The organism is Chloracidobacterium sp. (genome assembly GCA_016720705.1).
Classification (GTDB): Bacteria; Acidobacteriota; Blastocatellia; order Pyrinomonadales; family Pyrinomonadaceae; genus OLB17.
In genome coordinates, this window is record JADKKB010000005.1 from 442,037 (window position 1) to 467,101 (window position 25,065).

At 51.2% G+C, this 25,065-nt stretch carries 33 protein-coding genes; 31 read left to right on the forward strand and 2 right to left on the reverse strand.

Annotated features, from left to right (window positions below; all coding sequences use genetic code 11):
* Positions 1-735 precede the first annotated feature (735 nt).
* On the forward strand, positions 736-1,878 hold the full coding sequence (locus IPQ00_05225; protein ID MBL0239963.1) for a tetratricopeptide repeat protein: 1,143 nt from the start codon (positions 736-738) through the stop codon (positions 1,876-1,878).
* Positions 1,879-1,902: 24 nt separating this feature from the next.
* On the opposite strand, the gene IPQ00_05230 is transcribed toward IPQ00_05225, so the two are convergent.
* The gene (locus tag IPQ00_05230; protein ID MBL0239964.1) at positions 1,903-2,796 is read right to left on the reverse strand and encodes an EamA family transporter; all 894 of its coding nucleotides are present in this window, start codon (positions 2,794-2,796) and stop codon (positions 1,903-1,905) included.
* Between the two features lie 78 nt (positions 2,797-2,874).
* Positions 2,875-3,912: a (2Fe-2S)-binding protein gene (locus IPQ00_05235; GenBank protein ID MBL0239965.1), complete on the reverse strand. Its 1,038-nt coding sequence runs from the start codon at positions 3,910-3,912 to the stop codon at positions 2,875-2,877.
* A gap of 244 nt (positions 3,913-4,156) precedes the next feature.
* Between IPQ00_05235 and IPQ00_05240 the strand changes: the two genes are divergently transcribed.
* From IPQ00_05240 to secY, 30 genes are all read left to right on the forward strand, one after another.
* Entirely contained in the window at positions 4,157-4,438 is a 282-nt protein-coding gene (locus tag IPQ00_05240) for a helix-turn-helix transcriptional regulator (GenBank protein MBL0239966.1), read from the forward strand.
* 422 nt (positions 4,439-4,860) lie between these two features.
* On the forward strand, positions 4,861-6,528 hold the full coding sequence (locus tag IPQ00_05245; GenBank protein MBL0239967.1) for a hypothetical protein: 1,668 nt from the start codon (positions 4,861-4,863) through the stop codon (positions 6,526-6,528).
* Between the two features lie 4 nt (positions 6,529-6,532).
* On the forward strand, positions 6,533-7,162 hold the full coding sequence (locus IPQ00_05250; GenBank protein MBL0239968.1) for a hypothetical protein: 630 nt from the start codon (positions 6,533-6,535) through the stop codon (positions 7,160-7,162).
* A 71-nt stretch (positions 7,163-7,233) separates the two neighbouring features.
* Positions 7,234-7,611: a hypothetical protein gene (locus IPQ00_05255; GenBank protein MBL0239969.1), complete on the forward strand. Its 378-nt coding sequence runs from the start codon at positions 7,234-7,236 to the stop codon at positions 7,609-7,611.
* A 472-nt stretch (positions 7,612-8,083) separates the two neighbouring features.
* A complete protein-coding gene (locus tag IPQ00_05260) occupies positions 8,084-8,464 on the forward strand; it encodes a 30S ribosomal protein S12 (protein MBL0239970.1) in 381 nt (126 codons plus the stop codon).
* 6 nt (positions 8,465-8,470) lie between these two features.
* The gene (gene rpsG, locus IPQ00_05265; GenBank protein ID MBL0239971.1) at positions 8,471-8,941 is read left to right on the forward strand and encodes a 30S ribosomal protein S7; all 471 of its coding nucleotides are present in this window, start codon (positions 8,471-8,473) and stop codon (positions 8,939-8,941) included.
* A 66-nt stretch (positions 8,942-9,007) separates the two neighbouring features.
* The gene (gene fusA, locus IPQ00_05270; GenBank protein MBL0239972.1) at positions 9,008-11,110 is read left to right on the forward strand and encodes an elongation factor G; all 2,103 of its coding nucleotides are present in this window, start codon (positions 9,008-9,010) and stop codon (positions 11,108-11,110) included.
* A 77-nt stretch (positions 11,111-11,187) separates the two neighbouring features.
* Positions 11,188-12,375 carry an elongation factor Tu gene (gene tuf / locus IPQ00_05275; GenBank protein MBL0239973.1) on the forward strand — a complete coding sequence of 396 codons (1,188 nt, stop codon included), beginning with the start codon at positions 11,188-11,190 and terminating at the stop codon, positions 12,373-12,375.
* A 59-nt stretch (positions 12,376-12,434) separates the two neighbouring features.
* A complete protein-coding gene (rpsJ, locus tag IPQ00_05280) occupies positions 12,435-12,755 on the forward strand; it encodes a 30S ribosomal protein S10 (protein MBL0239974.1) in 321 nt (106 codons plus the stop codon).
* 92 nt (positions 12,756-12,847) lie between these two features.
* Positions 12,848-13,486, forward strand: a complete 639-nt coding sequence (rplC, locus tag IPQ00_05285) for a 50S ribosomal protein L3 (protein MBL0239975.1) — start codon at positions 12,848-12,850, stop codon at positions 13,484-13,486.
* Between the two features lie 99 nt (positions 13,487-13,585).
* Positions 13,586-14,401: a 50S ribosomal protein L4 gene (gene rplD, locus IPQ00_05290; GenBank protein MBL0239976.1), complete on the forward strand. Its 816-nt coding sequence runs from the start codon at positions 13,586-13,588 to the stop codon at positions 14,399-14,401.
* Positions 14,394-14,723 carry a 50S ribosomal protein L23 gene (gene rplW / locus IPQ00_05295; protein MBL0239977.1) on the forward strand — a complete coding sequence of 110 codons (330 nt, stop codon included), beginning with the start codon at positions 14,394-14,396 and terminating at the stop codon, positions 14,721-14,723. Before rplD ends, rplW begins: the two co-directional genes overlap by 8 nt.
* Positions 14,724-14,794: 71 nt before the next feature.
* Positions 14,795-15,625 (forward strand): 50S ribosomal protein L2, encoded by an 831-nt coding sequence (gene rplB, locus IPQ00_05300; GenBank protein MBL0239978.1) that lies wholly within the window; start codon positions 14,795-14,797, stop codon positions 15,623-15,625.
* Positions 15,626-15,681: 56 nt separating this feature from the next.
* Positions 15,682-15,972 carry a 30S ribosomal protein S19 gene (rpsS, locus tag IPQ00_05305; protein ID MBL0239979.1) on the forward strand — a complete coding sequence of 97 codons (291 nt, stop codon included), beginning with the start codon at positions 15,682-15,684 and terminating at the stop codon, positions 15,970-15,972.
* Positions 15,973-16,054: 82 nt separating this feature from the next.
* Positions 16,055-16,726, forward strand: a complete 672-nt coding sequence (gene rplV / locus IPQ00_05310) for a 50S ribosomal protein L22 (protein MBL0239980.1) — start codon at positions 16,055-16,057, stop codon at positions 16,724-16,726.
* A 9-nt stretch (positions 16,727-16,735) separates the two neighbouring features.
* Positions 16,736-17,473, forward strand: coding sequence for a 30S ribosomal protein S3 (gene rpsC, locus IPQ00_05315; protein MBL0239981.1), 738 nt, complete (start codon positions 16,736-16,738; stop codon positions 17,471-17,473).
* A gap of 95 nt (positions 17,474-17,568) precedes the next feature.
* Positions 17,569-17,997 carry a 50S ribosomal protein L16 gene (gene rplP, locus IPQ00_05320; protein MBL0239982.1) on the forward strand — a complete coding sequence of 143 codons (429 nt, stop codon included), beginning with the start codon at positions 17,569-17,571 and terminating at the stop codon, positions 17,995-17,997.
* A 4-nt stretch (positions 17,998-18,001) separates the two neighbouring features.
* Entirely contained in the window at positions 18,002-18,211 is a 210-nt protein-coding gene (rpmC, locus tag IPQ00_05325; GenBank protein ID MBL0239983.1) for a 50S ribosomal protein L29, read from the forward strand.
* Positions 18,212-18,237: 26 nt separating this feature from the next.
* Positions 18,238-18,783 (forward strand): 30S ribosomal protein S17, encoded by a 546-nt coding sequence (gene rpsQ, locus IPQ00_05330; protein MBL0239984.1) that lies wholly within the window; start codon positions 18,238-18,240, stop codon positions 18,781-18,783.
* Between the two features lie 43 nt (positions 18,784-18,826).
* Complete coding sequence (gene rplN / locus IPQ00_05335; protein ID MBL0239985.1) at positions 18,827-19,195, forward strand: 50S ribosomal protein L14; 369 nt, start codon at positions 18,827-18,829, stop codon at positions 19,193-19,195.
* Positions 19,196-19,199: 4 nt separating this feature from the next.
* Positions 19,200-19,625, forward strand: a complete 426-nt coding sequence (gene rplX, locus IPQ00_05340; GenBank protein MBL0239986.1) for a 50S ribosomal protein L24 — start codon at positions 19,200-19,202, stop codon at positions 19,623-19,625.
* Between the two features lie 67 nt (positions 19,626-19,692).
* Positions 19,693-20,232 (forward strand): 50S ribosomal protein L5, encoded by a 540-nt coding sequence (gene rplE, locus IPQ00_05345; GenBank protein MBL0239987.1) that lies wholly within the window; start codon positions 19,693-19,695, stop codon positions 20,230-20,232.
* A 12-nt stretch (positions 20,233-20,244) separates the two neighbouring features.
* Positions 20,245-20,550, forward strand: a complete 306-nt coding sequence (gene rpsN, locus IPQ00_05350) for a 30S ribosomal protein S14 (GenBank protein MBL0239988.1) — start codon at positions 20,245-20,247, stop codon at positions 20,548-20,550.
* Positions 20,551-20,636: 86 nt separating this feature from the next.
* Entirely contained in the window at positions 20,637-21,035 is a 399-nt protein-coding gene (rpsH, locus tag IPQ00_05355; protein ID MBL0239989.1) for a 30S ribosomal protein S8, read from the forward strand.
* 66 nt (positions 21,036-21,101) lie between these two features.
* Positions 21,102-21,662 (forward strand): 50S ribosomal protein L6, encoded by a 561-nt coding sequence (gene rplF, locus IPQ00_05360; protein ID MBL0239990.1) that lies wholly within the window; start codon positions 21,102-21,104, stop codon positions 21,660-21,662.
* 66 nt (positions 21,663-21,728) lie between these two features.
* On the forward strand, positions 21,729-22,136 hold the full coding sequence (rplR, locus tag IPQ00_05365; protein ID MBL0239991.1) for a 50S ribosomal protein L18: 408 nt from the start codon (positions 21,729-21,731) through the stop codon (positions 22,134-22,136).
* On the forward strand, positions 22,123-22,632 hold the full coding sequence (gene rpsE, locus IPQ00_05370; GenBank protein ID MBL0239992.1) for a 30S ribosomal protein S5: 510 nt from the start codon (positions 22,123-22,125) through the stop codon (positions 22,630-22,632). Before rplR ends, rpsE begins: the two co-directional genes overlap by 14 nt.
* A gap of 84 nt (positions 22,633-22,716) precedes the next feature.
* Entirely contained in the window at positions 22,717-22,920 is a 204-nt protein-coding gene (gene rpmD / locus IPQ00_05375; protein ID MBL0239993.1) for a 50S ribosomal protein L30, read from the forward strand.
* Between the two features lie 96 nt (positions 22,921-23,016).
* Complete coding sequence (rplO, locus tag IPQ00_05380) at positions 23,017-23,499, forward strand: 50S ribosomal protein L15 (GenBank protein ID MBL0239994.1); 483 nt, start codon at positions 23,017-23,019, stop codon at positions 23,497-23,499.
* A 77-nt stretch (positions 23,500-23,576) separates the two neighbouring features.
* Positions 23,577-24,995 carry a preprotein translocase subunit SecY gene (secY, locus tag IPQ00_05385; protein ID MBL0239995.1) on the forward strand — a complete coding sequence of 473 codons (1,419 nt, stop codon included), beginning with the start codon at positions 23,577-23,579 and terminating at the stop codon, positions 24,993-24,995.
* The last annotated feature ends 70 nt before the right edge of the window (positions 24,996-25,065 follow it).

Below are 25,065 nucleotides of genomic sequence, written 5' to 3' on the forward strand. Positions count from 1 at the left end.
AGGAACTTTCGTATTCGTGTTCAAGAAAATAGTCGGCGGGCTCGACAATGAGCATATCGGGAGCATCCGCATAAGCCCTCGGGTCACGCTGCGGTCCTGATCCTCATACATCTTCTGCAGTTCCGGATTCGGCACCCAACTGCTCGGTAATTTGTAACTCTTTTCTTGATACGAATACTGATCCGCACCCGACCCTACGCCATCCGACTCTTCGATAATCTCAGTCATACGCGAATTCTATTCCGAGTTGGATGTGCCGTCAAGAGCAGATTGTTGCAAAGATGCAACAAATGTTGCCGCCGAGATGCGGATCCCTCACCACAGAGCCACGGAGAGCAGAGAGAAAGACTCGTTGAAAGACTTCTGTGAACTCCGTGACTCCTTAGTGAATTATGCTTACCGCATAACTGGCTGGCCGGTGGACCTCGACGTCACCCCGGGAACACATCACCAATAAATTCCGACACTAAAGGGGGTTGAACAGATCGAGACGGATGTTGCTCCCTTTTAGGGAGCGAACGATAACCCGGATATTTCCCCGGGGTTTCACCCCGGGCTATTATCTTCGTCACCTTCGGCGACGCCCGGAGATTGAAGAGTCACCGGCTAGAGCGAAGACTTCGAGGCAGCAAAATGGATTGCTGATTGGCATTGATCTTCTAAAGTCCGCAGAGCGTTTTGCGGTCATCAATTTTCGTTGCAATTCCTACAGCATTATTGTAGTGTGAGGTTAATATGAAAAAGATTTTTGTATCGTTGCTTTTCCTGCCTATTCTGTTTTCCATTACGCAGGCTCAATATTTCTCATCGACGACGGCAGCGAACGCCGGAGCGAAATTCCGAGCCGGTGATAGCGACGGAGCTATCGCGATTTTGACCAAGGCAATCGAGAAAGGGAAAGATCTCTACGAAGCACACCTAATGCGCGGGAATATTCGATCCATGAAGGGCGATCTGGATGGAGCCATCGCGGATTATTCCGTGGCGCTGGAGATCGATCCGGCGGCGGGCGAAGTTTATCAGAAACGGGCGATGTACCGAAAGTTTAAGCGGGATTACGCCGGAGCGGTCAAGGACCTCGATTCGGCTATTGCAAATTCGAAATACCCGGCCCGAATTTTCGTCGACCGTGGACGGGTCAAAGAAGATCTCGGCGACGCGAACGGTGCACTGGCGGATTTTCAAGCCGCATTGTCCTACGAACCAAGGCTCGCGTCAGCGGTTATCGGCATTTCTCAACTTCGTGAAAGGGCCGGTGAACGTGACAGTGCGATCCTTGTGCTCAGCGACTTCCTTGCCGCGTTTGAAGGACGTCACGCGGGCAAAGAGCCAGTAGCCAACGTTGATATCGTCGGCGGTGGTGCTGCCGTCAAACGTGAGTCGGGCGAAAGCAAGGACAAACAGGAGTTCCTAATTTCGACCGGCGTCGTGAGGTCCCGGCCTTCAACAAGAGAAGAATCGGATAGGGAGACTGCTCAGATGGAGCAAATGCTGAATGTTTCCCACGCGTACATGACGATAGGCCGAATTTATATCGATAATGGCGACGACGTCAAGGCTCTTGAGAACATCGAAAAAGGACTCAAGATGAATCCTCAAGACCCTTACGGCTACTCTTTACGCAGCCGGATCCGCTGGAAACTCGCCGATCTACGCGGTGTCATCGACGACATGACCAAGGTCGTTGCATCCCCGATGCGTTCGCCAGGCTATCACCTCGATAGAGCAATATTGTTAACGCTACAGGGAAAAGACGCCGAGGCCGCCGCCGAATTCGCCCTTCATCAGAAAATATTCCCTGCACTTACCGACGAAAAGATACAGACCCAGATCGAACGTGCAAAAGAACTCCGAACTGGTGCTCCTTCGAAGCCATAATCGCAGATGTCCTGAGCGACGCGGCTAGGCGGAGGTAGCGGTTGTCGGTCGATTGCGGTATTGGATAAATGTATGAGCGATGACGGTCACGACGATCACTACGCCACCGAGAATCGCCCACTTTTGTGGCTGTTCGCCGACAAAGAAGAAGACCCAGACCGGATTTAGCAGCGGTTCGATAAAGCCTATGATCGAGGCATCAAGTGGGCGAGTGCCGCGGTTGACGCCCTTAATAAATAGAATGTATGCGACACCGATCTGAAAAATTCCTAGAAACCCGACCGCTGCGGCATCCATTAGCGTCATTTTCGGTATGGCGGCGATCCCGGACGGCAGCATAATAAGCGCGAGCAGTAAATTGCCGTAGATGACGGTGATCGTCGAATTCATCGCCGCCGCCCGCGGATGACGCAGGAGCATTATGTAAAGTCCGAGAGCGATGCCCGAACCCAATGCCGCGATGTTACCCTGATAATCGCCGATATTGAGATCGCCGACAAAGAAAAGACTCATTCCGCCAATACAGAAAACGATCGTGACGAGATCACGCAGGTGAAACTTTTCGCCGATGATGAAGGGTGCAAGGACCAGAATGTAGATCGGGGCCGTGTACTGGAGAAATATAGCGTTGGCGGCGGTCGTGTGCTTGGTGGCCCACACGAAGAGAAACAGAAGAGAGGCATAGATGCCCGACGCCATCAGGCCGAACGCGTTTATCCGCAATCCATTGCGCCGCGTGACGATCAAGACCGTAATTCCGGCCAGCAATGAACGAAAAAATGTTACCTGATATGCGTCAAGATTGGTCGCAAGCTTGATGAACATCCCGCCGGTACTCCAGAGCAGGACCGCGAGGACGACCAAGACAACAGGCGGAATTGGTTTCTTTTCTTGGACCACGAGAGATTTGTACCACACGGAGCACGGAGAACACAGACGGGCCAATTGATTTTTTATCTATGTGCCCGCTGTGATCTCTGTGTTGGACCGGTTTGCTTATTCGTCGCTGGTCGCGGACGCGATAGTTTCGCGAAGAACCTTAGCAGACGTCGTGGCAGGCTGCAGGACTAGATCCTCGACGTTGCCGTGGATCTTTTTGCCAAAGATGGCATTCCACGGGGGTATTACTATACTGACGTTGCCGGACGCAATAGCCTGACACGAAAGGCGAATGAAAGGTTTGGGTTCGTCCGGCTGGTTATAGCCGAATATCTTCATCTGTCGGCGTTCACGCGGGCTGACGTCGGTCAATTTGTCCTGTCCGCCTAAAACTCCGACCCAGCAGGTTCCGCACGAGGCAGCAGTACACTCGACCGGTACCGGGCCTTCCCAGCAGCGTTCGTCCTTGGCCTGCCAATTCTGCGAGCGGTCATTGGCCGAGGCTCCGGTGACCTCCTGATCCTGCATTATGGCAAATTTGCCGGCGGCACTTAGCGACGCGAAATTGACCGAAAACTTCTTATTGACCGTCTTGAGAAAGCCGAATATGCCCTGGGAATCGTCAGTTGCACGCTCGGTGACGATCGCATCGGGCGATTTCGACATTATTCCGGACGCCTTTTCTATTTCGCCGGCGGCGGCCTTGAAAGCATCAAGTCCGACTTGATTTAGTGTTGCGAGGCCGACAGCGACGATCGCATTTACCAACTTCCGATCAGCCTTTAGCTTTTCGGCGACAAGTATCGCGATCTGCTTGATCTCCTCGGCAAGCTCGTGCGTCTGATCGGTGAAGACCACAGCCTCGGCCTCAATGGCCGCTTTTACCGTTTTCCAGTAACGATGGCCGTAGAGGAAATGGTGCGAAGTGTCGATCTGACCGGCAATGTCGAAATTGCCCTGCATACCAAAGCTGTGCAGGGTCGCATCACGGTCTTCGGCAGCGTCGATCGCCAGTTTGAGACTGAGCGGATAAAACCGGAACCAGATCTGCACGGCATTCTTATCGACCTCGTGGATCTCCGGCAAAAGCGTCTCAACCGCGGCGAGCCAGTCAGACTCGGTAAAATTAGCTAGATATGTTTCAAGATTCGTCATGCGTTTATTGCTCTCTATTATATTGGAAGAAATCGCCAAGTTATCGAAACTTGAAACTTTATCAAATTCTAGTAAACAAATCCAAATTCGATATGGGTAAAAACTGACGTCTAAGTTTGACAAAATCTAAGGGGGGGTATTACTATTGGCGCCCTGTTTCAGGACTTCCGAAATGGACGGACGAATTTTCCACATAAAAGAAATCCTCTCACAAAATTTGGGACACGCTTGGTGTGTGGACGAAATGGCTCGTATTGCCGAACTTTCTGGCTCACATTTTCTTAATCTTTTCAAGAAAGAGATCGGAATGCCGCCAATGGCGTATCTTTGTAGTCTTAGGTTGGAGCGAGCCAAATTTTTGATCGAAACGACATTTCTGCGGATCAAAGAGATTGGAGTTCAAACCGGACTCGTCAATGACACCCAATTTACCCGCTGCTTCAAAAAGAAATTCGGTATAACTCCGTCCGCATATCGCAAACGTTGTTGGGAAATCGAACAGTCAATTCCGCCAAATAGACAGTAATATGAGTTTCCGCCTATAAATAAGATTTTTCAACAAGAAATAATTGTTGTGTTTAACAAAGCAAAAAAATATCCTGAATCGTCAGCGTTCCACACAAATTAATTAGGAGAGTAACTATGAAGAAGATATTGGCGGAATTGCCTATTCGCAGAATTATTTTGGTTTCCATAATTCTTGGAGGCTTGTTAGGAAGTGTTAATATTGAGGCAAATCTGGGGCCTCCGTCGTGTACCCCTCCCCCAGGGGGCTGTACGAATGAAGGTTGTCACAATTCACGTCCTGACGGTCAGGGATATCAAGTATGTCTCTTTTCAGGAAATAACTGCCCTCCATTAACACAATGTCAGTAATTTTAGCGATGATGAGGAGGAATGTGAATGAGAAAGTGCAAATATCCGAGTAGTTGTGTCTTATTTATAGCTTTGTTATCCATATTCCTACTTTTCTCGTCCGTTTTGTGTCAAAAGCAAGAAACGAAAAATACTAGAGAATTGCTCATTTGGCAGCAACGTGTAGATGAGCTGACAAACGGAATTTTTAACGATTCTAAGTCAGTCGATGATTCTGAAAGAACATTTTATCTGGCTCTGTTGGCAAAAATGTGGTGGAAAGTTGATTCCGCCGAAGCCCATAGATTCCTAAAGAAGGCGTCCGACTTGATGTTGAGAGATGTGGAGTTAGACGACACAATCGATCTTTCGAAAAAGATCAAATATAGTCAAAAGACACTCCAAATTATCGCCTCGCTCGATGAGCAATTGAGTCAATCATTGACCGAGAAGATTGCAAAGATCCTCGAAACAAAAGGAAATGGCGATAAGGCGAACGCCGATTCCTTTGTAATGATTGGACTTCAAATTGTTGAAAAAAATCCACAGCTAGGATATGCGTTGGGGGTGAAATCTCTCAATTACGGGTACGCTGAACGGCTGCACGCATTGATTCTAAAGTTGAATTTTAAGGATTCGATACTCGCCGAAGGTTTATTTCAGCTTGCGTTGGCGGCTGTCAGACGAAACTTCGGCTATCAATCTGCCGGAGGTCTTGGGATCATAGTTTTTGAGGTTCGCGATGGCAAAACATTTTCGGATACGGCTCGACGGTCTTATCTTGAGTTATTAGCAGAAATGATCTCAGCCGCAACATTGAGTGAACCTGACCGAGCCACGCGATGTGAGATTCTACCTTTGTTAACTGAGCGGCTTGATAAATTTGACGAATACTTGCCGAATCTGGCTCTGACTGTTCGGCAGCAGGTGCAGCTATGCCTACCGTTTGTTACCGGCTATACAGCAGGAATAACCAAGGCGGAGACAGGCGATAATGGCCCGCAGACTGCTGATGAATTCATACGCGCTGCTCGGGACACCAATGACCGTGGACTTAAAGTGCATTATTTCCACCGAGCTATAGAGAAACTTAACGACATGAAGAAATTCGAGGATATCGTTTCACTTCTTGACGATATGACTGAGGATGAACGTAATTTTATTCGTAATGACATATGGGAAGAATTTCGTGCGGACTATGCTTCTAAGTTGGCTCTTGTATATTTTGAAAATAAAGACCTGCCGGCAGTATATCGGGTTATTGACCGAACGCCAAAACGGATTCGACCCTATACAAGGTTTCGTATAGCATACAAAATCTCTCCGGTTAAAGATCGCGGATTTTATCTTGAAAATCTTGAAGGGATAAGGAAAGAACTCGACTCGATCGAAGTTAACGCTAAGGATGCGGCCAGTAATTACCTTACTCTTGCAGGATTATATCTAAAAATCCAACCCACCGAATCCGAAAGTATTTTTAGAAATGCGGTCAAATATATCAACAAAACAGATGATGAAAATCCGGACTTTTTACCCGAAAAGGATTGGGCCCCCTTGCAGGACTATGAGAGTCTTTCATCCGAATTGCTTGAAACGGATGAATCCAGTATTCAGGGTTCGCTGAAAACCATCAGCTCTCGACGGAGCCGGATACGGTTAAAGCTTGGTTTATTGGAATCGACTTTGCAAAGACTTGAGAAAGTTAAGAAAGATGTTGAGTTAGAAAAAAAGGTTCTCCGTACTCGAATGCCGAATCAATAAGTATATGCGAACAAAAATACTCTCACTAGGAGTTTGTTTTATACTTACCTTTGTAGTCGTTCTGATAATTAAAGGATCTTCCTACTTTATAGATATCATTGAAGATCTTCGCGGTTATGATTACACGGCAAAAATGTCGAAAGGGTATGATTGGATCGGACCTAAAAACGGGGAAGTAATTGATTTAACTTCCTTGAAAGATGAAAAGGGTATTTCTTTATCCGAAAAATCCAATGGCAGACTCACGTTGCTTACTGTTGTCGACCCAGGCTGTGCCGCATGCAAAGAAACCGAAGAGCAATTTCATTTTTTAAATGAAAAGGTTAAGGAGATCGGGGTTAATTATTATATAGTTTGCTTCTCTCCGAAAGTTCAAGCAAATGATCTATCGGCCTATGTGAAGTCGCTACATATGGACACTGAGTCGATGATTTGGACTAACGACTTTCAGAATGTCCTGCCTTCAATAAAAGCCATAGCTTTTCCCTCACACATTCTTATTGATTCTGCCGGCGATGTGATCAAGAGTTTCCCAGGGACTAGTAATGAGAATCGTGTACGAAACCGAATGGTTAGTAAGGTTCTTGAAGATGTAACGATTGAAAGTAATCAAAAAACAAATATCGATGAATGATCCGATTTTTTTTTCACTGAAGGCCGATCGTAGACGTATTCCCAGTTATAGGTAGAGGTGAACTGATTCAAATGTTGTCGTTAATCATACGAATTGCCGGTGTACTATTACTTGGGGCGATCGCGATGGTAGTGGTTTCGTGGGCATCTATGTCCGCAATTACCGCGGGGACTTTCTCACTTCTATTTGGAGCACTTGTTTCAGGGGGCATTTACCTTGTATTTGGCGTTATCGCCGGACTATTTTGGCCACGCGGATATATCTCGGGTGGATTGTCTCTTGCGTCGCCGATTATTATCTTCACTTGCCTGTATGTGTTGTTTAGCGGCTTTGGTCCCCGCTTCATCGCCATTGACCTGCCGATCCTAGCGATTTGTACGTTCTCGGCGGTGCTCGGGTGTTTTATCGGAAAGCGTCTGACTAACCTGTACATTGGTCGCACGAATTAAATAACGAGTATTCGCCCGGTTTTCTAGCCTTACCTTATTTATTGTTGCCGGGAAGACTCCCTTGCTCTGAGCACCTCTACTTCGTGCCGAAACGTAGCCGTTTCAACTTTCTCTATAATTTGCGATTACCGGACCTGTCGGCTTGACAAGAACAGGTCAAATTCATAATATCTAAAGTTTCGGACTATAGCGGTCTGGGTTGCCTTGTGACTCCACGTGAGAAAACAAGGATGATTTTTGAGAATTGAAACACGGATTGTTGCGTAAAGACGGTCATCACAGGCCGTTCGGTGAAACTGAACATATCTTTTATACCACGCTACAGCAAAGTCTCAATTTCTCGGGAAGACGGTTCAATTTAATTAACTAAGCAAGCTGAATGCTGCTTGAGCTAACTGCCGGACACGTCCGGCAAGAGTCAGGTAAGAGAGAACTTTTGCCTTTCGAAGTTTTAAATTTAAGGTAACGAAAAATGCCGACGATCAACCAATTAGTTAGAAAAGGACGCCAACGCGTTAAGTATAAAACGGCCAGCCCCGCTCTGCAGTCAAATCCGCAGAAGCGTGGGGTTTGCACACGTGTCTACACCTCGACACCGAAAAAGCCGAACTCGGCTCTTCGTAAGGTTGCTCGTGTGCGTCTGACCAACCAGATCGAAGTCACGACCTACATTCCGGGTATCGGGCATAACCTGCAGGAGCACTCGATCGTGCTTATCCGCGGCGGCCGCGTCAAGGATCTTCCGGGTGTTCGTTATCACGTTGTCCGCGGTACGCTAGATGCCTCAGGCGTCGCAAACCGCAATCAGGCCCGTTCGAAGTACGGTGCAAAACGTCCGAAGGGAGCTAAGTAATAGAATATGCCAAGACGTAGAGTTGCAGGAAGAAGAGAAGTATTGCCGGATCCGATCTATAACAGCATCGCCGTGACCAAGTTTATTAACGGTCTGATGTGGGAAGGCAAAAAGAGCGTCGCTGAGCAGATCTTTTACGCGGCGATGGACAAGCTTGCCGAAAAGACCGGTGAAGAGCCGATCAAGGTATTTAAGAAAGCTATTGACGGCGTCGCTCCGACCCTCGAGGTCAAGTCACGCCGCATCGGTGGTGCAACATATCAGGTGCCGCTCGAAGTCAGCCGTGACCGCCGCAATACGCTGGCGATCCGCTGGATCGTATTGAACGCACGCAACCGCAGTGAGAAAACGATGGTCGACCGCCTGGTAGGCGAGTTGCTCGACTCCACAAACGGTCGCGGCGGAGCGATGAAGAAGAAGGACGACGTCCACCGTATGGCAGAGGCCAACAAGGCGTTCGCACATTACAGGTTCTAGTGAATTGTAGATCGTAGGTGGTCAATAGAAATACTACCTGCGATCTGCGTTTAACGATTTACGAAAATGGCAAAGATCAGTTTAGACAAATTTAGAAACATCGGCATCATGGCCCATATCGACGCGGGTAAGACCACGACGACGGAGCGCGTGCTGTTTTACACCGGTGTTTCGCACAAGATCGGCGAAGTTCACGAAGGAACGGCGACGATGGACTGGATGGAGCAGGAGCAGGAGCGCGGCATTACGATCACGTCCGCCGCAACTACCTGTTTTTGGACTCGCAACAACGTCGAGCACCGCATTAACATTATTGATACGCCGGGCCACGTCGATTTCACAATGGAGGTCGAGCGTTCGCTGCGTGTTCTTGACGGTGCGGTTTGTGTTTTCGACGGCGTTGCCGGCGTTGAGCCGCAGTCTGAGACGGTTTGGCGTCAGGCCGACAAATACGGCGTGCCGCGCATTTGCTTTATCAACAAACTCGATCGTGCCGGTGCTTCATTCGAACGTTCATTTGATTCGATCCTGACCAGGCTCGGCGCAAATGCGGTAGCTATGCAGTTGCCGATCGGTTTGGAAGAGCATTTCAAGGGCGTTGTTGACCTGATCACGATGAAGGCATTTGTCTGGAGTGATGAGGCCAAGGGAGCAAACTACGAAACTCTCGAGATCCCTGCTGACCTGCTCGACGCTTCGAAAGCGGCCCGCGACAAACTCGTTGAGGCTGTCTCGGCCATCGATGACGACCTTATGATGAAGTACCTTGAGGGCGAAGAGATCTCCGAAGATGAGATCCGTGTCGCTCTCCGAAAGGGAACTCTCGCAATGAAGATCGTGCCGGTTTTCACCGGTTCGGCATTTAAGAACAAAGGCGTACAGACGTTGCTCGATGCGGTTATTGATTTTCTGCCGAGCCCGCTCGATATCCCTGCGATCGAAGGCGAAAATCCGCGAACAGGCGAAATTGAAACTCGTCCGCCGGATGAGAAAGCTCCGTTTTCGGGCCTTGTCTTCAAACTGATGGCTGACAAGCATTTGGGCCAGTTAGCTTTCGTCCGTATATATTCGGGAACCGTTTCATCGGGTTCGTATGTCACGAACACGATCAAAGATTCAAAGGAACGCGTCGGCCGTCTTATGCTGATGCACGCTAACAAGCGAGAAGATGTCGAAACCGCGTCGGCCGGTGAGATCGTTGCTATCGGCGGTATGAAAAATACCACCACAGGCGACACCGTATCGGACGAGTCAAAACCGATCATTCTTGAGTCGATGGATTTCCCGGAACCGGTTGTGCGTGTCGCGGTCGAGCCGAAAACCCGTCAGGACCAAGATAAAATGGGCATCGCTCTTAACCGCCTTGCTCAGGAAGATCCGAGTTTTCAGGTCACGACCGACCACGAGACCGGTCAGACGATCATCGCCGGTATGGGCGAACTGCACCTCGAGATCATCGTCGACCGCATGAAACGCGAATTCGGCGTCGAGGCGAACGTCGGCAAACCGCAGGTTGCTTATCGCGAAACGATCACGCAGGGAGCACCCGGTAAAGAGATATATAAGAAGCAGTCGGGCGGCCGTGGTAAATTTGGCCATGTGGAGCTCGAGATCGAACCGGCTCCGGGCGAGGGTTTTGTCTTCGAAGACAAGATCTCCGGTGGATCGATACCGCGTCAGTTCATCAAGCCGACGATGGAAGGCGTTCGCGATGCAATGCAGCGTGGTTTCCTTGCAGGCTACGAACTGGTCGATATCAAGGTCCGGTTGCTGTTTGGTTCGTATCACGAGGTCGACTCGGATGAAATTTCATTCAAACTGGCTGGTTCGTTCGCGTTTCAGGACGCGGTCAAAAAGGCCAAACCGGTACTGCTCGAACCGATCATGCGCATCGAGGTAGTCACGCCGGAAGAATATATGGGAGCTGTTAACGGCGACCTTAATCGCCGTCGCGGACAGATCGACAAGATGGAGCCGCGTCCGGGCAATGTTTCTGTCGTGACGGCATTTGTGCCGCTATCGGAAATGTTCGGTTATACGACGGATCTACGCAGCTCGACACAGGGACGAGCAACATCGAGTATGCATTTTGAGCGATATGACGAAGCTCCGCGAAATGTCGCCGAGGAAGTCATCGCGAAGATCAAGGGTACGGGAGCAAGTACCTAGGAGTTCGGAGTTCCACGCTAGGGTGGCCCGTAATAAATCAGCCAGCTAATGCTGGAACTCAAAACTAAGGAGAGATCATGAGCAAAGAGAAATTTGACCGCAGCAAGCCGCACGTAAACATTGGAACGATCGGACACGTGGATCACGGCAAGACGACATTGACGGCAGCGATCACGAAAGTGATGTCGAAGCACAATGCAAAGATGACGTTTCGCTCGTTCGATTCGATCGACAATGCACCTGAGGAGAAGGCACGAGGAATTACAATTGCTACTTCGCACGTGGAGTATGAGACGGCCAATCGTCACTACGCCCACGTCGACTGTCCGGGCCACGCCGATTATGTTAAGAACATGATCACGGGAGCGGCACAGATGGACGGAGCTATCCTTGTGGTTGCAGCGACTGACGGCCCTATGCCTCAGACCCGTGAGCACATCCTCTTGGGACGCCAGGTCGGTATCCCGACGATGGTCGTGTTCATGAACAAAGTTGACATGGTCGACGACGAAGAAATGCTCGAGCTGGTCGATATGGAGATCCGCGAGCTGCTGACAAGCTATGAATTCCCGGGCGACGACACACCGATCATTCAGGGTTCAGCACTTAAGGCACTCGAAGGCGACCCCGCGTGGGAAGCAAAGATCGACGAGTTGATGCAGGCGGTAGATGATTTCATCCCGACACCTGCCCGCGAGACGGACAAGCCGTTCCTGATGCCTGTGGAAGACATCTTTACGATCCAGGGTCGTGGAACAGTGGCAACGGGCCGAATCGAGCGTGGACAGATCAACGTCAACGAACCGGTCGAGATCGTCGGTATCAAGGATACGAGGAATTCGGTCGTAACCGGCGTTGAGATGTTCAAGAAGCTTCTCGACAGCGGAATGGCGGGCGACAACGTAGGACTGCTGCTCCGCGGAGTTGAGCGAAAGGAGATCGAACGCGGACAGGTAATCGCCAAGCCGGGTTCCATCACACCGCACACGAAGTTCAAGGCTGAGGCATACGTCCTCACCAAAGAAGAAGGCGGACGCCACACCCCGTTCTTTACGGGATATCGCCCGCAGTTCTACTTCAGAACAACGGACGTGACCGGCGTTGCAGACCTTCCGGCCGGAGTCGAGATGGTGATGCCGGGTGACAACATCCAGATGGAGATCACGCTGATCGCTCCGATCGCAATGGAAAAGGGCCTCCGCTTCGCTATTCGCGAAGGTGGCCGCACGGTCGGTGCCGGTACCGTTTCGGATATCGTGGAATAACGTTCGACGAACTTTAGTTTGTCGATCAGCAAACTGAAGTTTGTTGGACATTGAAGATTATGTTAAACGAAAAGATTCGCATCAAGTTAAAGGCTTACGATCATCGCGTTCTGGATCAATCCACGCAGGAGATCGTTGACACGGCAAAAAGGACGGGAGCAAGGATCGCAGGACCGATCCCGCTACCGACCATCAAGAACAAATGGACGGTTTTGCGATCGCCGCACGTTGATAAAAAGTCGCGTGAACAGTTTGAGATCAGGACCCACAAGCGATTGATGGACATCCTCGATCCGACCGCTGAAACGGTAGATGCGTTGATGAAATTGGATCTGCCGGCGGGTGTTGATGTTGAGATCAAGGCGTTTGGTAAGAATTAGTCGATAGAGTCAAATGCGTCGATCGAGTCTCTCGAGTCCAAAATGACTCGCGACTCGACAGACTTGAGGGACTCGTAAGGCTCAGGAAGATTATGATAAGCGGAATCATTGGTAGAAAAATGGGAATGACGCAGCTTTTTGCTGAGGATGGCACAGTAACTCCGGTTACGGTCATTAAAGCAGGGCCGTGTGTCGTCGTCCAAACTAAAAGTGCTGCAGGCCGCGACGGCTATAATGCGGTCCAGTTGGGCCTGGTCGAAGACAAGCCCATCCGTCTGAAGAATGTGACCAAGCCATTGCTCGGCCACTTTGAAAAGACCGGCGGCGGATTGCCCCCGACACGTGTACTGAAGGAGATCCGTCTGACGGTCGAGCCTGAAGCATCAGTCGGTGATCAGATCAAGGTCGACGTCTTTGCGGACGGCGATGCGGTCGATGTGGTCGGCAAGTCCAAAGGACGTGGTTTTGCCGGTACGATCAAGCGTCACAAGTTTTCACGTGGACCCGAGTCGCACGGTTCGATGAATGTCCGCGAGCCGGGATCCATCGGTCAATCGGCTTATCCCTCGCGTGTTATTAAAGGTACGCGTTCATCAGGACATATGGGCGATGCCCGTGTCACGGTGAAGGGGCTAACGATAGCAAAGATCGATATCGAGAATAACCTTATTATGGTTCGCGGCGCGGTGCCTGGACCGAATGGCGGTTTGGTGATCGTAAAGAAGAGCTAGTTAATATTTATTCGCAGTTCAATTCCGGGTCGATCGGATGAACATACTGAATGAGCAGATTTCTCGACCGCAGGTCGGGGAAAACGGAGTGAGAACATTATGCCTACCGTAAAGGTTCGCAATTTGAAGAATAAAGAGGTCGGGGAAGTAGAGCTTGCTGATGCCGTGTTCGGCGTCGAATTGAATGAAGCTTTGATCCACTCGGCTGTTATGAATTATCAGGCCAACGGCCGACAGGGAACTTCCGCGACGAAAACGCGTGGAAACGTCTCGGGTTCGGGCCGCAAGCTCTGGAAGCAGAAGGGAACCGGCCGGGCGCGTATCGCATCGCTTCGTTCACCTTTATGGAAGGGCGGTGGTAACGTACACGGACCGCAGCCCCGCGACTGGTCCTACCAGATGCCGAAGAAAATGCGCCGCGGTGCTTTGCGTTCGGCACTCTCAGAAAGACTTCGCGAAGGCAACCTGATCATTATTGATGAGTTTGGCATAGCAAATGCGAAAACCTCCGAGTTTCTGGGCGTGTTGGATACTTTGGGCCTTGTCGAGAACAAGAAACGTGCCAAGACGCTGATCATTGATTCGCTTGATAACGAGAATCTTATTCTCTCGTCGCGGAACATTCAAAAGACGAAGGTCACGAATAGTTTTGGCTTGAACATCTACGACATCATCTATCACGAAAAGCTTCTGATCTCGAAAGCGGCGCTTGCGGAATTAAGTGCACTGCTTGATCCGAAGCGTGAGACCGGCAAGGTCGCAGCAGCAGTGGTGGAAGTAGAGGTCGAGGAAAAGCCGAAGGCGAAGAAAGAAGCAAAGCCGAAAGCCGTAAAGGCACCGAAGGCCGAGGCCGCACCGGTAGTTGAAGAAGCTCCGGCGGTAGAGACAGCAGAGGAGGCGACTGAAAATGAGTAGTTTAGGAGTTTGGGATATATTGAAGTCGCCGGTCATCACCGAAAAGAGCGTAATTCTTAAGGAAGATTCGACCGAAGAGAACGACACTCGTAAGCAGGGACAGGTCTTGACGTTTCGTGTTGACAAGAAGGCTAACAAGATCGCCATCAAGGCAGCGGTCGAAGAGATCTTCAATGTGAAAGTGGCTGCGGTCCGAACAATTCAGTACGACGGCAAGGTCAAGAAGCGCGGCCGCATCGAAGGTCGACGTCCGGGATTCAAAAAGGCATACGTAACCCTCAGAAAGGGCGAGCCGATGGTTGATTACGCTGAGGCGATCTAAGAACTGCGACAAACTTTTAGTTTGTCGAAAAAGGCGTCGTCAAACTGAAGTTTGACGGACAATTTAAGAATATGGGAATCAAGAGATTAAAACCGACATCACCGGCGAGACGTTATCAAACGTATTTGACCCGCGATGAATTGACCCCGAACGCAGTACCCGAAAAATCACTGCTCGAGGCCAAAAAGAGAATTTCAGGACGCAACAACGACGGACGTATAACGATCCGGCGCCGAGGCGGAGGCCACAAGCGTTTTTACCGTATCATAGACTTCAAGCGTGACAAATCTGGCATTCCCGGAAAGGTCGCTCAGCTTGAATACGATCCGAACCGCTCGGCACATATTGCACTGATCAATTACCTTGACGGCGAAAAGCGATACATTCTCGCACCGGTCGGGTTGACCGTAGGAACGATGATCCTGAGCGGTGAGGATGCTGACATCCTGCCGGGAAATGCACTGCCGATCAAGAATATCCCGCTTGGCACCGAAGTCCATAATATTGAACTTCGTCCGGGCAAGGGTGGGCAGATGGTCCGTTCGGCAGGTGGCTTTGCTCAGATCGTCGCTAAAGACGGTGCTTTTGCTCAGCTACGTATGCCATCGGGCGAAGTCCGAAAGGTGCCCGTTGTTTGTATGGCAACCGTTGGCCAGGTCGGTAACACGGAACACGAAAATGTTTCGCTCGGTAAAGCCGGACGATCACGCTGGATGGGTAGACGTCCGAAGGTTCGTGGTGTAGCTATGAACCCGGTCGATCACCCGCACGGTGGTGGTGAAGGTAAGACGTCAGGCGGACGTAACCCGGTCACCCCCTGGGGACAACCGACCCGCGGATATAAGACGCGTCGCAATAAACGCACGACCAATATGATCGTGAAGGACAGAAGAAGGAAATAAGTGATCAGTGATGAATTAGAAGCGAATTGCCACTCATCACTCACAACTATAAAGATATGCCACGTTCATTAAAAAAAGGACCGTTCATCGATCTTAGCGTTCAGAAGACGCTCCGCCGAATTTTAGAAGGCGGACCGAAGCCGCCGGCGATCAAGACCTGGTCGCGGCGTTCGACGATCTCGCCGGATATGGTCGGATTGACCTTTGGCGTCCATAACGGCAAACGCCACATCCCGGTTTTCGTGACCGAGAATATGGTCGGACACAAGTTAGGTGAGTTTTCGCCGACGCGGATGTTCAAGGGACACCCGGGCACGAAGGCTGAGAAAATGGCGAAGAGGAAATAGCTGGTAGATCGGTGCGTCGTGTGATTTGCCGGCGACGGTATCATCACCGCATCACGCTGATACTGAGCAGCGAACTAAGAATATGGAAGCGATAGCAAAATTAAAACACCTGAAGGGCTCGCCGCGTAAGGCAAGGCTCGTGATCGACCTGATCCGCGGCCAGAATGTATCTCAGGCGTTGTCCATCTTGAAATTTACGGACAAGAGAGCGGCTTTGCCGATCTCAAAGTGCCTGAATTCCGCGATTGCCAATGCGACGTACCTCGCCGAGCAGCAGAACATAGCGATTGATCCGGATGATCTCTGGGTAAACCTTTGCTTTGTGGATATGGGCCCGACGAAGAATCGCCGCCGTATGCGACCGGCACCCCAGGGACGTGCATACCGCGAGCAGCGTCACTATTGCCACATCACGATCCAGGTGACCAGCGAAGATAAACCGAAGACGGAGAAGCAGTTGCTGGCAGAAGCCTCGAAGAAGGTAAAGCCTTTGGGCAAGAAGTTGGCAGCTAAGGCCGCCGGTGCCGAGCCGAAGAAAGCAAAAGCTGAAAAGCCTGTAGCTGACGCGATCGTCGAAGAAGTGGTCGAAACCACTCCGGTGGTCGAGACGGTCGAAGAAGCGGTCGTCGAAACGGCGGCTGAAACGGTTGAAACAGTGGAGACGACCGAAGCAGAAGCTCCGGTTGAAACGGTTGAGGCAGAAAATGCTGACGCCCCGGCTGCAGAAAGCGAGGACGCTGAAAAGAAAGATTAAGGTTTTTTTATGGGACAGAAAGTTCATCCATACGGCTTCAGAGTCGGATACAACAAAGATTGGCACTCGCACTGGTTTGCGAAAGGTGAATTTGCCGAATTTCTGGCAGAGGATCTTAAGCTCAAGCGTGACCTCAAGAAACGCTTTAGCGGCGGCGGAGTTTCGCACATCGATATCGAGCGTGCGGCGGCTCGTCTGAAGATCATCATCTACACTTCGCGCCCGGGCATCATCATCGGCCGTAAAGGTGCCGAGATCGAGAGTCTTCGCGAAGAACTGTCGAGAAAGACCGGCCGCGAGGTTCTGGTCTCGATCCAGGAGATACGCCATCCGGAACTTAATGCACAGTTGCAAGCTGAAAAGATCACACAGCAACTCGAAAAGCGTATTGCGTTTCGCCGTGCGATGAAGAAGACGATGGAAGAGTCGCAGCGTTTTGGAGCCCAGGGCATCAAGGTGATGATCGCTGGCCGCTTGAACGGAGCTGAGATCGCCCGAACGGAATGGTCGCTACAAGGCCGATTGCCGTTGCATACCCTGCGTGCGGACATCGACTATGGTTTTGCCGAGGCACTTACTACGTTTGGCATCATCGGCGTAAAGGTTTGGATCTATCGCGGAGAGATACTTGACCCGAATGCATCGATGGCCCGCGGTACGACCACGGACCCGATGAACGAGGTCAAGGTCGAGCGTGGTGCCGGTCGCGGCGACCGACGCCCGCGTCGCGACGATCGCAACCGATAATATCGTCCTTGGTCATTTGCCCCGGTCATTGGCAAATACGACTCTCTGAAAAGGACAAATGACCATCGACTGAAAAGGAACGAGGTTTATTAGCTATGTTAATGCCGAAAAAGGTCAAGCACCGAAAAGTAATGAAAGGCCGTATGCGTGGTAAAGCTACCCGCGGCGAGCAGATCAGTTTTGGTGACTTTGGACTTAAAGCACTTGAAGCGGGTTGGATTACGGACCGCCAGATCGAAGCAGCACGTATTGCGATGACACGTCACGTAAAGCGTGGAGGTAAGATCTGGATCCGAATGTTCCCCGACAAACCGATCACCAAGAAGCCGGCTGAAACCCGTATGGGCAGTGGTAAGGGTGCTCCGGACCACTGGGTTGCCGTGATCAAACCGGGTCGTGTGATGTATGAGATCCAAGGCGTCGATGAGGCTCTGGCACGAGAGGCGTTTCGCCTGGCGGCCCAGAAGTTGCCGATCAAAACCAAGTTTGTGACTCGTGCCGATGTGGAAGGAGGCATAGTTTAGGATAATGAAGCGAAAGGAACAGATGGAACAGCTGTCGGCAATGACAGTCGACGAATTGAAGGACCAGGCAGATGCGTTAAAGGAATCGCTTTTCCGGTTGAAGTTTCGAAAGACTCTCGGAGTCGGCGAGACGATCAATGACATCCGCCGTGAAAAGAAGACGTTGGCTCGTGTATTCACGTTGCTGAAAAAAGAGGACGCTGAAGCTAAATAAGCTGTCGGACGGCTTGAGAAAATAAGATGGCAAAGAAGAAGAACGAAGAAATCGAAGAAACTACGGTAGAGACGACCGAAACGGCGACAGCCGAAGACGTTGTCGTCGAAACCGCAGCCGCTGAAGAAGCTGCCCCTGTGGCTGAGGAATCAGCATCGACCGATGACGCAGCAGTTGAAGCCGCACCGGCGGTGGAAGAAACCGTAGCTGCGGCCGAAGAGGCAACACCTGCTGTGGAGGCGAAACCAAAGAAGGTTGCGGCACCCAAAGCAGCTAAGAAAGAGGTTGTGGCCGCACCGTCGGACTCCGCCGAAAAGAAAAAGGTCGGCAAACGGGCTGAGAAGGTCGGGATCGTTTCTTCGGACAAGATGATGAAGACGGTGACGGTGCGTGTCGACCGAGTGGTCAAGCATCCGGTCTATCGCAAGTACGTTAAAAAGCGTAAAAAGTTTATGGCTCACGACGAAACCGGTGCCAAGATCGGAGACCGGGTAAGGATAATCGAGACCCGTCCGCTCTCAGCTAAAAAGCGTTGGCGTGTGATCGAGATCATTCAGAAGGCACAGTCGTAGAGAGTTGGGATTCAACTAACAGTCAACTGGTAGAGGAAAAGTTATGATTCAGATGCAGACCTCGTTAACGGTCGCAGACAATTCGGGAGCAAAGCGTGTTGAGATGATCATGCCGGTCGGCGGATCAACCAGCAAGATCGCACGCCTCGGCGACACCATTAAGGTAACCGTCAAGGAAGCTTCACCGGATGGCACCGCTAAGAAAGGTAAAGTTTACAACGCGGTCATCGTCCGCACGCGGAAAGAAGTTCGCCGTAAAGACGGCACATACATCCGGTTCGATGAGAACGCGGCAGTTCTGATCAAGGATGACGGTTCGCCGATCGGCACCCGCGTCTTTGGGCCAGTCGCCCGCGAACTTCGTGAAAAGAACTTTATGAAGATCGTCAGCCTCGCACCGGAGGTTATATAAGAAAATGAAAACGGTTAAGACAGGTACAGTACGGAGCAAGATCAAGCGCGGCGATCAGGTCGTCTTTATTGCGGGCAAAGAGTACAACCGGTACGACAGCGCCGGAAATCGGCAGCCGTATCGCGGCAAGGTGATGGCGGTCGACGTCCGTAACGCAAAGGTAAAGGTCGAGGGTGCGATGATCGTAAAACGTCACCGCAAACCAGTACCGCAACTCAACCGCGAAGGCGGGATCATTGAGCAGGAAGCTTGGGTCAGCATCTCAAACGTTGCTTTGATCGACCCGGAAACCGGCAAGCCGACGCGAGTCAAGATCGAAGAGCGTGACGGCAAGAAGGTCCGAGTCGCCAAAAGTGGCAAGATCGTGGCGGACTCGGGTTCATATAAACGCGAATCGATCAAAAAGCTCGAAGGTGACGAAGCCGAATAGTAAAGACATTTATAGTTTGGAAACGCTTTGAGAGTGATACCCAGACGACAATAGGGAGAGGTCGAAAATGACCAGACTTAAAGAAAAATATAAAAGCGAGATCGCACCGGCATTAGCCAAAGAATTTGAGATCTTGAATCCGATGGCGATACCCAAGGTCGAAAAGATCGTGGTAAATATGGGACTCGGCGAGGCAAGTGCCAACGCAAAGATCCTGGATGTCGCTACCGAGGAACTGAAAGTTGTGACGGGACAGAAACCGGTCGTGACCAAAGCAAAGAAGTCCATCGCGGCATTTAAGCTCCGCCAGGGAATGGCAATTGGGACAATGGTTACGCTTCGCGGCGACCGTATGTACGAGTTCCTTGATCGCCTCATTTCAGTGGCTCTGCCCCGTGTGCGTGACTTTCGCGGTATCTCGGGCAAGGCGTTCGACGGACGTGGAAACTATACGCTCGGCATTCGCGAACAGTTGATCTTTCCGGAGATCGATTTTAATAAGGTCGATAAAACCCGCGGGATGAATATCTCGATCGTAACGACCGCTCGTACTGACGAAGAGGCCCGCTCGCTGCTCAAAGCACTCGGGATGCCCTTTAGACAATAGGTTTAGAACAAAATGGCAAAGATAAGCAAAGTAGTCAAAAACGACCGACGCAAGGTTATGGTGAAGCTCTGGGCTGACCGCCGTGCCGAGGCCAAGAAGATCATCAACAACCCGAAATCGACCGTCGAAGAGGTCGATGCCGCGGTGGTCAAGCTGCAGAAAATGCCGCGTGACGCCAGCCCGATCCGTGTTCGTAACCGATGCTCGCAGTCGGGACGCTCACGCGGGTATTTGAGGAAATTTGGAGTTTCGCGTATTGCCCTTCGCGAATTGGCCCTCGAAGGCCAGATCCCGGGCGTGACGAAATCAAGTTGGTAATTAGGTTGGACGTCCGCGATCCAAGGCCGTGCCAGGGGCACCGGAACCGGGAACGACGAGAATCAACTCAGAAAAAGACGGAGTAAATAGTAATGACAGATCCAATAGCCGATATGCTCACGCGAATTCGTAACGCGATCGCTGCGAATCACACACGTGTTGATATTCCTGGCTCAAAGCTAAAGCTTGAAGTCGCACGCATCCTTAAGGAAGAGGGCTACATTAATAGCTTTACCACTAAGGGCGAAGGCATTAAATATATGATCCGAGTATTCCTTCGCTACGATGCAAAGGGTGTCTCTTCGATCACGCATCTTTCGCGAGTATCGCGTCCGGGCCGCCGCGTTTATGTCGGTTCGGCTGACATCCCGCGTGTCCTTGGCGGTTACGGTATCAATATCGTTTCAACGTCACAAGGATTGATGAGCGGAAAGCAGGCTCGTCGCGACAAGGTCGGCGGTGAGATTTTGGCAGAAGTTTATTAAAGGAAAATGGATGAAGGCGAACTTCCGGAATTGTCCGGTCGTTTGATACCCAATCCGCAAAAGATTATGTCTCGAGTAGGAAAAAAACCGATCACAATCCCGACGGGCGTGACCGTAACGATCAACGATACTTCGCTTGAGGTCAAAGGACCGAAGGGCACTCTGTCAACACCGGTACCGTCCGGCGTCAGCTTTAAGCTCGAAGAGGGAACGCTGACCGCTGAGCGTGCCGGCAAGGATCAAGCCGCATTTCACGGTTTGGCTCGGGCTCTTGCGAATAACGCCATCGTCGGCGTGACCGAGGGATTCACACGGGATATGGATATCGTCGGCGTCGGTTACAAGGCCGATGTCCAGGGCAAGAAGATCAATTTCTCGCTTGGATATTCGCACCCGATCGAATACGCCTTGCCCGACGGAGTCGACGCGAAGACCGAAAGGGTCAACACAAAAACGTCCATCAATCAGTATCAGACGACCATCACGCTTACCGGCATTGATAAGCAGTTGATCGGACAGGTGGCGGCCGAATTGAATCGTTTGAGAAAGCCGGATGCCTACAAGGGCAAGGGCGTGCGATACGCCGATCGGCAGTACAAATTAAAGCCGGGCAAGACCGGTAAATAGTAAATCCTGAACGTTGAGCAGGCAGCGGGCTTGCTAAATGTTCAAACTTTACGATCAACTAAAATTATGGCACAGAAAAGTAGAGCAGAGGTCCGACAAGGGGTTCATAGCCGCATTCGGAAGAAAGTACAGGGTACGGCCGAACGTCCGCGACTCGCAGTATTTCGCAGCCTGAACCATATCTACGCCCAGGTGATAGATGACCGCTCGGGCAAGACGCTCGCAACGGCATCGACGACCGAAAAGGCATTGGCGGGTTCCACCGGCGGAAACGTCGAGGCAGCTAAAATTGTCGGTAAGGCAATCGCTGAACGGGCACAAAAAGCCGGCATCTCGAGCGTTGTTTTTGACCGTGGCGGATACGTTTATCACGGACGGGTTAAAGCCCTGATCGACGCAACCCGCGAAGCGGGACTGAACAAGCACGAAGAAGCCGTTAAGGAATCAGAAGAAAAGAGCAATGACGATAAATAAACAGAGAATTTCTCCGGGCGGGCTTATCCTTAAGGACCAGTTGATCTCGATCAACCGCGTTACCAAGGTTGTTAAGGGCGGTAAGAATATGTCGTTTGCGGCCCTGGTCGTCGTTGGCGACGAGGCCGGTCACGTCGGTTTCGGCACCGGTAAGGCTAAGGAAGTGCCGAATGCGATCAAGAAAGCGGTAGAGGCTGCAAAAAACAACCTCATCCGCGTACCACTGATCGACGGCACCCTGCCACACCAGATGATCGGCGAATACGGAGCGGGACGCGTTCTGCTGAAGCCGGCAAAAGAAGGTACGGGCGTTATCGCCGGCGGTGCCGTGCGTGCCGTGCTGCAGAGCCTCGGCGTACATAACGTGCGAACCAAGATCCTTGGATCGAACAACGCACACAACGTGATCCGTGCTACATTTAACGGCTTGCTCAGGATGAAGGACCCGATCGAGGTCGCACGTCTTCGCGGTAAGCAGGTCGAGGAGTTAGTTTAAGAGTTTGTCGAACGCTGCGGTACCGCTGAGCTAGTATCTCGGTCGTACCGTTTGCAACCGACACTCGTTAGACTTTAAAGAGTTATGGCAAAGAAAGCAGAGAACACCGAAAGCGGAAAGATCAAGATCCAATATTACCGGAGCATGATCGGCTACGCCAAAAAGCAGAAAGAAATCGTCAAGAGCCTTGGTATCACCAAGCTCAATCAGACGGTCGAACTCATCGATTCGGCAGGGACACGCGGGATTGTCGCCAAGGTGCCGCATCTATTGCGAATCGTTGATTAAGGTAATGTAAATCGGCTATCGTCAATCGTAAATAGAGTGATCACTTTTGATACTCCGCTATTTGCGATTTACGGTTTTCGACGAACGAGGGAAAAGATGGCATTAACATTAAATAATTTACACCCGGCTAAGGGCTCGACACATAAGAAGAAGCGCGTGGGACGCGGCCCCGGCTCCGGACTCGGCAAGACCGCCGGACGCGGCCACAAGGGCCAGAAGTCACGCTCGGGCTACAGCAGCCGCCCCGGATTTGAAGGCGGCCAGATGCCCCTGCAGCGTCGGTTGCCCAAGCGCGGATTTACCAACATCTTCAAGAAAGAATGGCTTGAGATCAGCTTGGCTAAGATCGAAGAGAACTTCAATGCAGGTGATGAGATTACCCCGGAGATACTTCACCACCGCGGCCTGATCAAAAAGGCAAAACACGACCTGGTCATCCTCGGCAACGGCGATGTTACTAAATCGTTCAAGATCTCGGCTCATCGTTTTACCAAAACAGCCAAAGATAAGATCGAAAAGGTCGGTGGAACCGCTACGGTGATCGTGAGAGCCCCCAAAGCAGTTGAGGCAGAAGCCTAGTTCGTTGATCGTCATTCGTTGAGCTATATTTCGCACGGCCTCACGGCGGCGTTATACAGCGAACGACAAACAAAGATATGGAAAAGTTTTTTGGTGCCGTTCAAAACATGTTCAAGATCCCGGAACTGCGGAGGCGTATCCTCTTCACGCTCGGGCTCTTGGCGGTTTATCGTTTTGGTGCACACGTTCAGGCTCCCGGGATCAATAAGGTGCGACTTGAACAGGTTTGGGGCGAAGTGGCGGGCACGTTGCTTGGCGTACTGGATCTCTTCTCGGGCGGAAACTTTCGTACGATCTCTGTCTTTGCACTTGGCGTCACGCCCTATATTACGGCGTCGATCATAATGCAGCTGATGCCCGTACTTTCGCCTGCGATCAAAAAGATCCAGGAAGAGGGCGAGGTCGGACGTCAGAAGATGAATCAATGGACGCGGTACCTGACGGTTGTGCTTTGCTCGGTCCAGACATTTTTCGTCGCGACCTGGCTACACCGAAACGGCATAATTGCCGAGACGTGGTGGGCAACGTCGATGGTCGTTATAACGCTTACGACGGGTACGATCTTTGTGATGTGGCTCGGTGAACAGATCACCGAACGCGGCGTCGGAAACGGCATATCATTGCTTATTTTTGCTGGTATCGTGATCGGTCTGCCCCGCGGCCTGACCCAGATCAGTGACCGCGTGAGTGCGGGCGATGCAATGCAGACGCTGGGCGTCTTGTTCCTCGTCATAGTGATCGTGGCTTTGATCGCATTGATCGTATACGTCGAATCGGCCCGCCGCAACATAGCGATCAGCTATGCCAACCGGCGCGTCGGCAACCAGACCGTCCGCGGACAGGAAACAAGTCTGCCGCTGAAGATCAATATGGGCGGCGTTATCCCGGTCATTTTTGCATCATCGGTGCTGGCATTGCCACAGACTATGTTCTCGGCATTTCCGCCGGATCCGAATGCACCGAATTCCATGTGGAGCAAAGTGTATGCATTTATGCAGCAGTTCCACGGCGGCGATCCTTACTACGAGCTGTTTTTCCTTTCGATGATCGTCCTGTTCACGTTCTTTTACATCACGATCATCTTCAATACGGATGAAGTTGCAGATAATTTAAGAAAGCACGGTGGATTTATTGCCGGTATTCGTCCCGGTGCTCCGACGGCAGAGTATCTGAACGGCATCTTGACTAGGTTGACCACGGTCGGTGCGTTGTACCTTGCGTTCGTCGCATTTGCTCCGCAGCTTTTGCTCAGTGGATTCAAGGTTGCCCGTCTACCGTTCATTGGAACGGCTCTTGATAACTTTTTTACCTCGACGCCCGGCCTTAGTTGGATACCGACCGGTTTGGGATACCAGTTCTACTTTGGCGGTACGTCACTGCTGATCCTGGTCGGTGTGGCGATGGATACGGTTTCGCAGATCGAGGCTCAGTTGGTTATGAGGAACTACGAAGGATTTCTCGGAGCCGGCTCGAAACTTCGCGGACGCAGATCGTAGGAAATAGTGCACCACAGCGTCACATAGTTCACGGAGCTATCTGAATTATTGTTTCAGACCTTCGGTGCAC

Bases quoted from the DNA above. Each gene is read 5' to 3' on its own strand.
- IPQ00_05250 (MBL0239968.1), top strand. From the start codon at position 6,533: ATGCGAACAAAAATACTCTCACTAGGAGTTTGTTTTATACTTACCTTT.
- rpsJ (MBL0239974.1), top strand. From the start codon at position 12,435: ATGTTAAACGAAAAGATTCGCATCAAGTTAAAGGCTTACGATCATCGC.
- rplC (MBL0239975.1), top strand. From the start codon at position 12,848: ATGATAAGCGGAATCATTGGTAGAAAAATGGGAATGACGCAGCTTTTT.
- rplB (MBL0239978.1), top strand. From the start codon at position 14,795: ATGGGAATCAAGAGATTAAAACCGACATCACCGGCGAGACGTTATCAA.
- rpsG (MBL0239971.1), top strand. From the start codon at position 8,471: ATGCCAAGACGTAGAGTTGCAGGAAGAAGAGAAGTATTGCCGGATCCG.
- rplW (MBL0239977.1), top strand. From the start codon at position 14,394: ATGAGTAGTTTAGGAGTTTGGGATATATTGAAGTCGCCGGTCATCACC.
- tuf (MBL0239973.1), top strand. From the start codon at position 11,188: ATGAGCAAAGAGAAATTTGACCGCAGCAAGCCGCACGTAAACATTGGA.
- rpmC (MBL0239983.1), top strand. From the start codon at position 18,002: ATGAAGCGAAAGGAACAGATGGAACAGCTGTCGGCAATGACAGTCGAC.
- IPQ00_05225 (MBL0239963.1), top strand. From the start codon at position 736: ATGAAAAAGATTTTTGTATCGTTGCTTTTCCTGCCTATTCTGTTTTCC.
- rplE (MBL0239987.1), top strand. From the start codon at position 19,693: ATGACCAGACTTAAAGAAAAATATAAAAGCGAGATCGCACCGGCATTA.
- rplO (MBL0239994.1), top strand. From the start codon at position 23,017: ATGGCATTAACATTAAATAATTTACACCCGGCTAAGGGCTCGACACAT.
- rpsC (MBL0239981.1), top strand. From the start codon at position 16,736: ATGGGACAGAAAGTTCATCCATACGGCTTCAGAGTCGGATACAACAAA.
- IPQ00_05260 (MBL0239970.1), top strand. From the start codon at position 8,084: ATGCCGACGATCAACCAATTAGTTAGAAAAGGACGCCAACGCGTTAAG.
- rplV (MBL0239980.1), top strand. From the start codon at position 16,055: ATGGAAGCGATAGCAAAATTAAAACACCTGAAGGGCTCGCCGCGTAAG.
- secY (MBL0239995.1), top strand. From the start codon at position 23,577: ATGGAAAAGTTTTTTGGTGCCGTTCAAAACATGTTCAAGATCCCGGAA.
- rplP (MBL0239982.1), top strand. From the start codon at position 17,569: ATGTTAATGCCGAAAAAGGTCAAGCACCGAAAAGTAATGAAAGGCCGT.
- rpsQ (MBL0239984.1), top strand. From the start codon at position 18,238: ATGGCAAAGAAGAAGAACGAAGAAATCGAAGAAACTACGGTAGAGACG.
- rplN (MBL0239985.1), top strand. From the start codon at position 18,827: ATGATTCAGATGCAGACCTCGTTAACGGTCGCAGACAATTCGGGAGCA.
- rpsS (MBL0239979.1), top strand. From the start codon at position 15,682: ATGCCACGTTCATTAAAAAAAGGACCGTTCATCGATCTTAGCGTTCAG.
- rplF (MBL0239990.1), top strand. From the start codon at position 21,102: ATGTCTCGAGTAGGAAAAAAACCGATCACAATCCCGACGGGCGTGACC.
- IPQ00_05235 (MBL0239965.1), bottom strand. From the start codon at position 3,912: ATGACGAATCTTGAAACATATCTAGCTAATTTTACCGAGTCTGACTGG.
- rpmD (MBL0239993.1), top strand. From the start codon at position 22,717: ATGGCAAAGAAAGCAGAGAACACCGAAAGCGGAAAGATCAAGATCCAA.
- rpsE (MBL0239992.1), top strand. From the start codon at position 22,123: ATGACGATAAATAAACAGAGAATTTCTCCGGGCGGGCTTATCCTTAAG.
- fusA (MBL0239972.1), top strand. From the start codon at position 9,008: ATGGCAAAGATCAGTTTAGACAAATTTAGAAACATCGGCATCATGGCC.
- IPQ00_05240 (MBL0239966.1), top strand. From the start codon at position 4,157: ATGGCTCGTATTGCCGAACTTTCTGGCTCACATTTTCTTAATCTTTTC.
- rplR (MBL0239991.1), top strand. From the start codon at position 21,729: ATGGCACAGAAAAGTAGAGCAGAGGTCCGACAAGGGGTTCATAGCCGC.
- rpsN (MBL0239988.1), top strand. From the start codon at position 20,245: ATGGCAAAGATAAGCAAAGTAGTCAAAAACGACCGACGCAAGGTTATG.
- rplX (MBL0239986.1), top strand. From the start codon at position 19,200: ATGAAAACGGTTAAGACAGGTACAGTACGGAGCAAGATCAAGCGCGGC.
- rplD (MBL0239976.1), top strand. From the start codon at position 13,586: ATGCCTACCGTAAAGGTTCGCAATTTGAAGAATAAAGAGGTCGGGGAA.
- IPQ00_05255 (MBL0239969.1), top strand. From the start codon at position 7,234: ATGTTGTCGTTAATCATACGAATTGCCGGTGTACTATTACTTGGGGCG.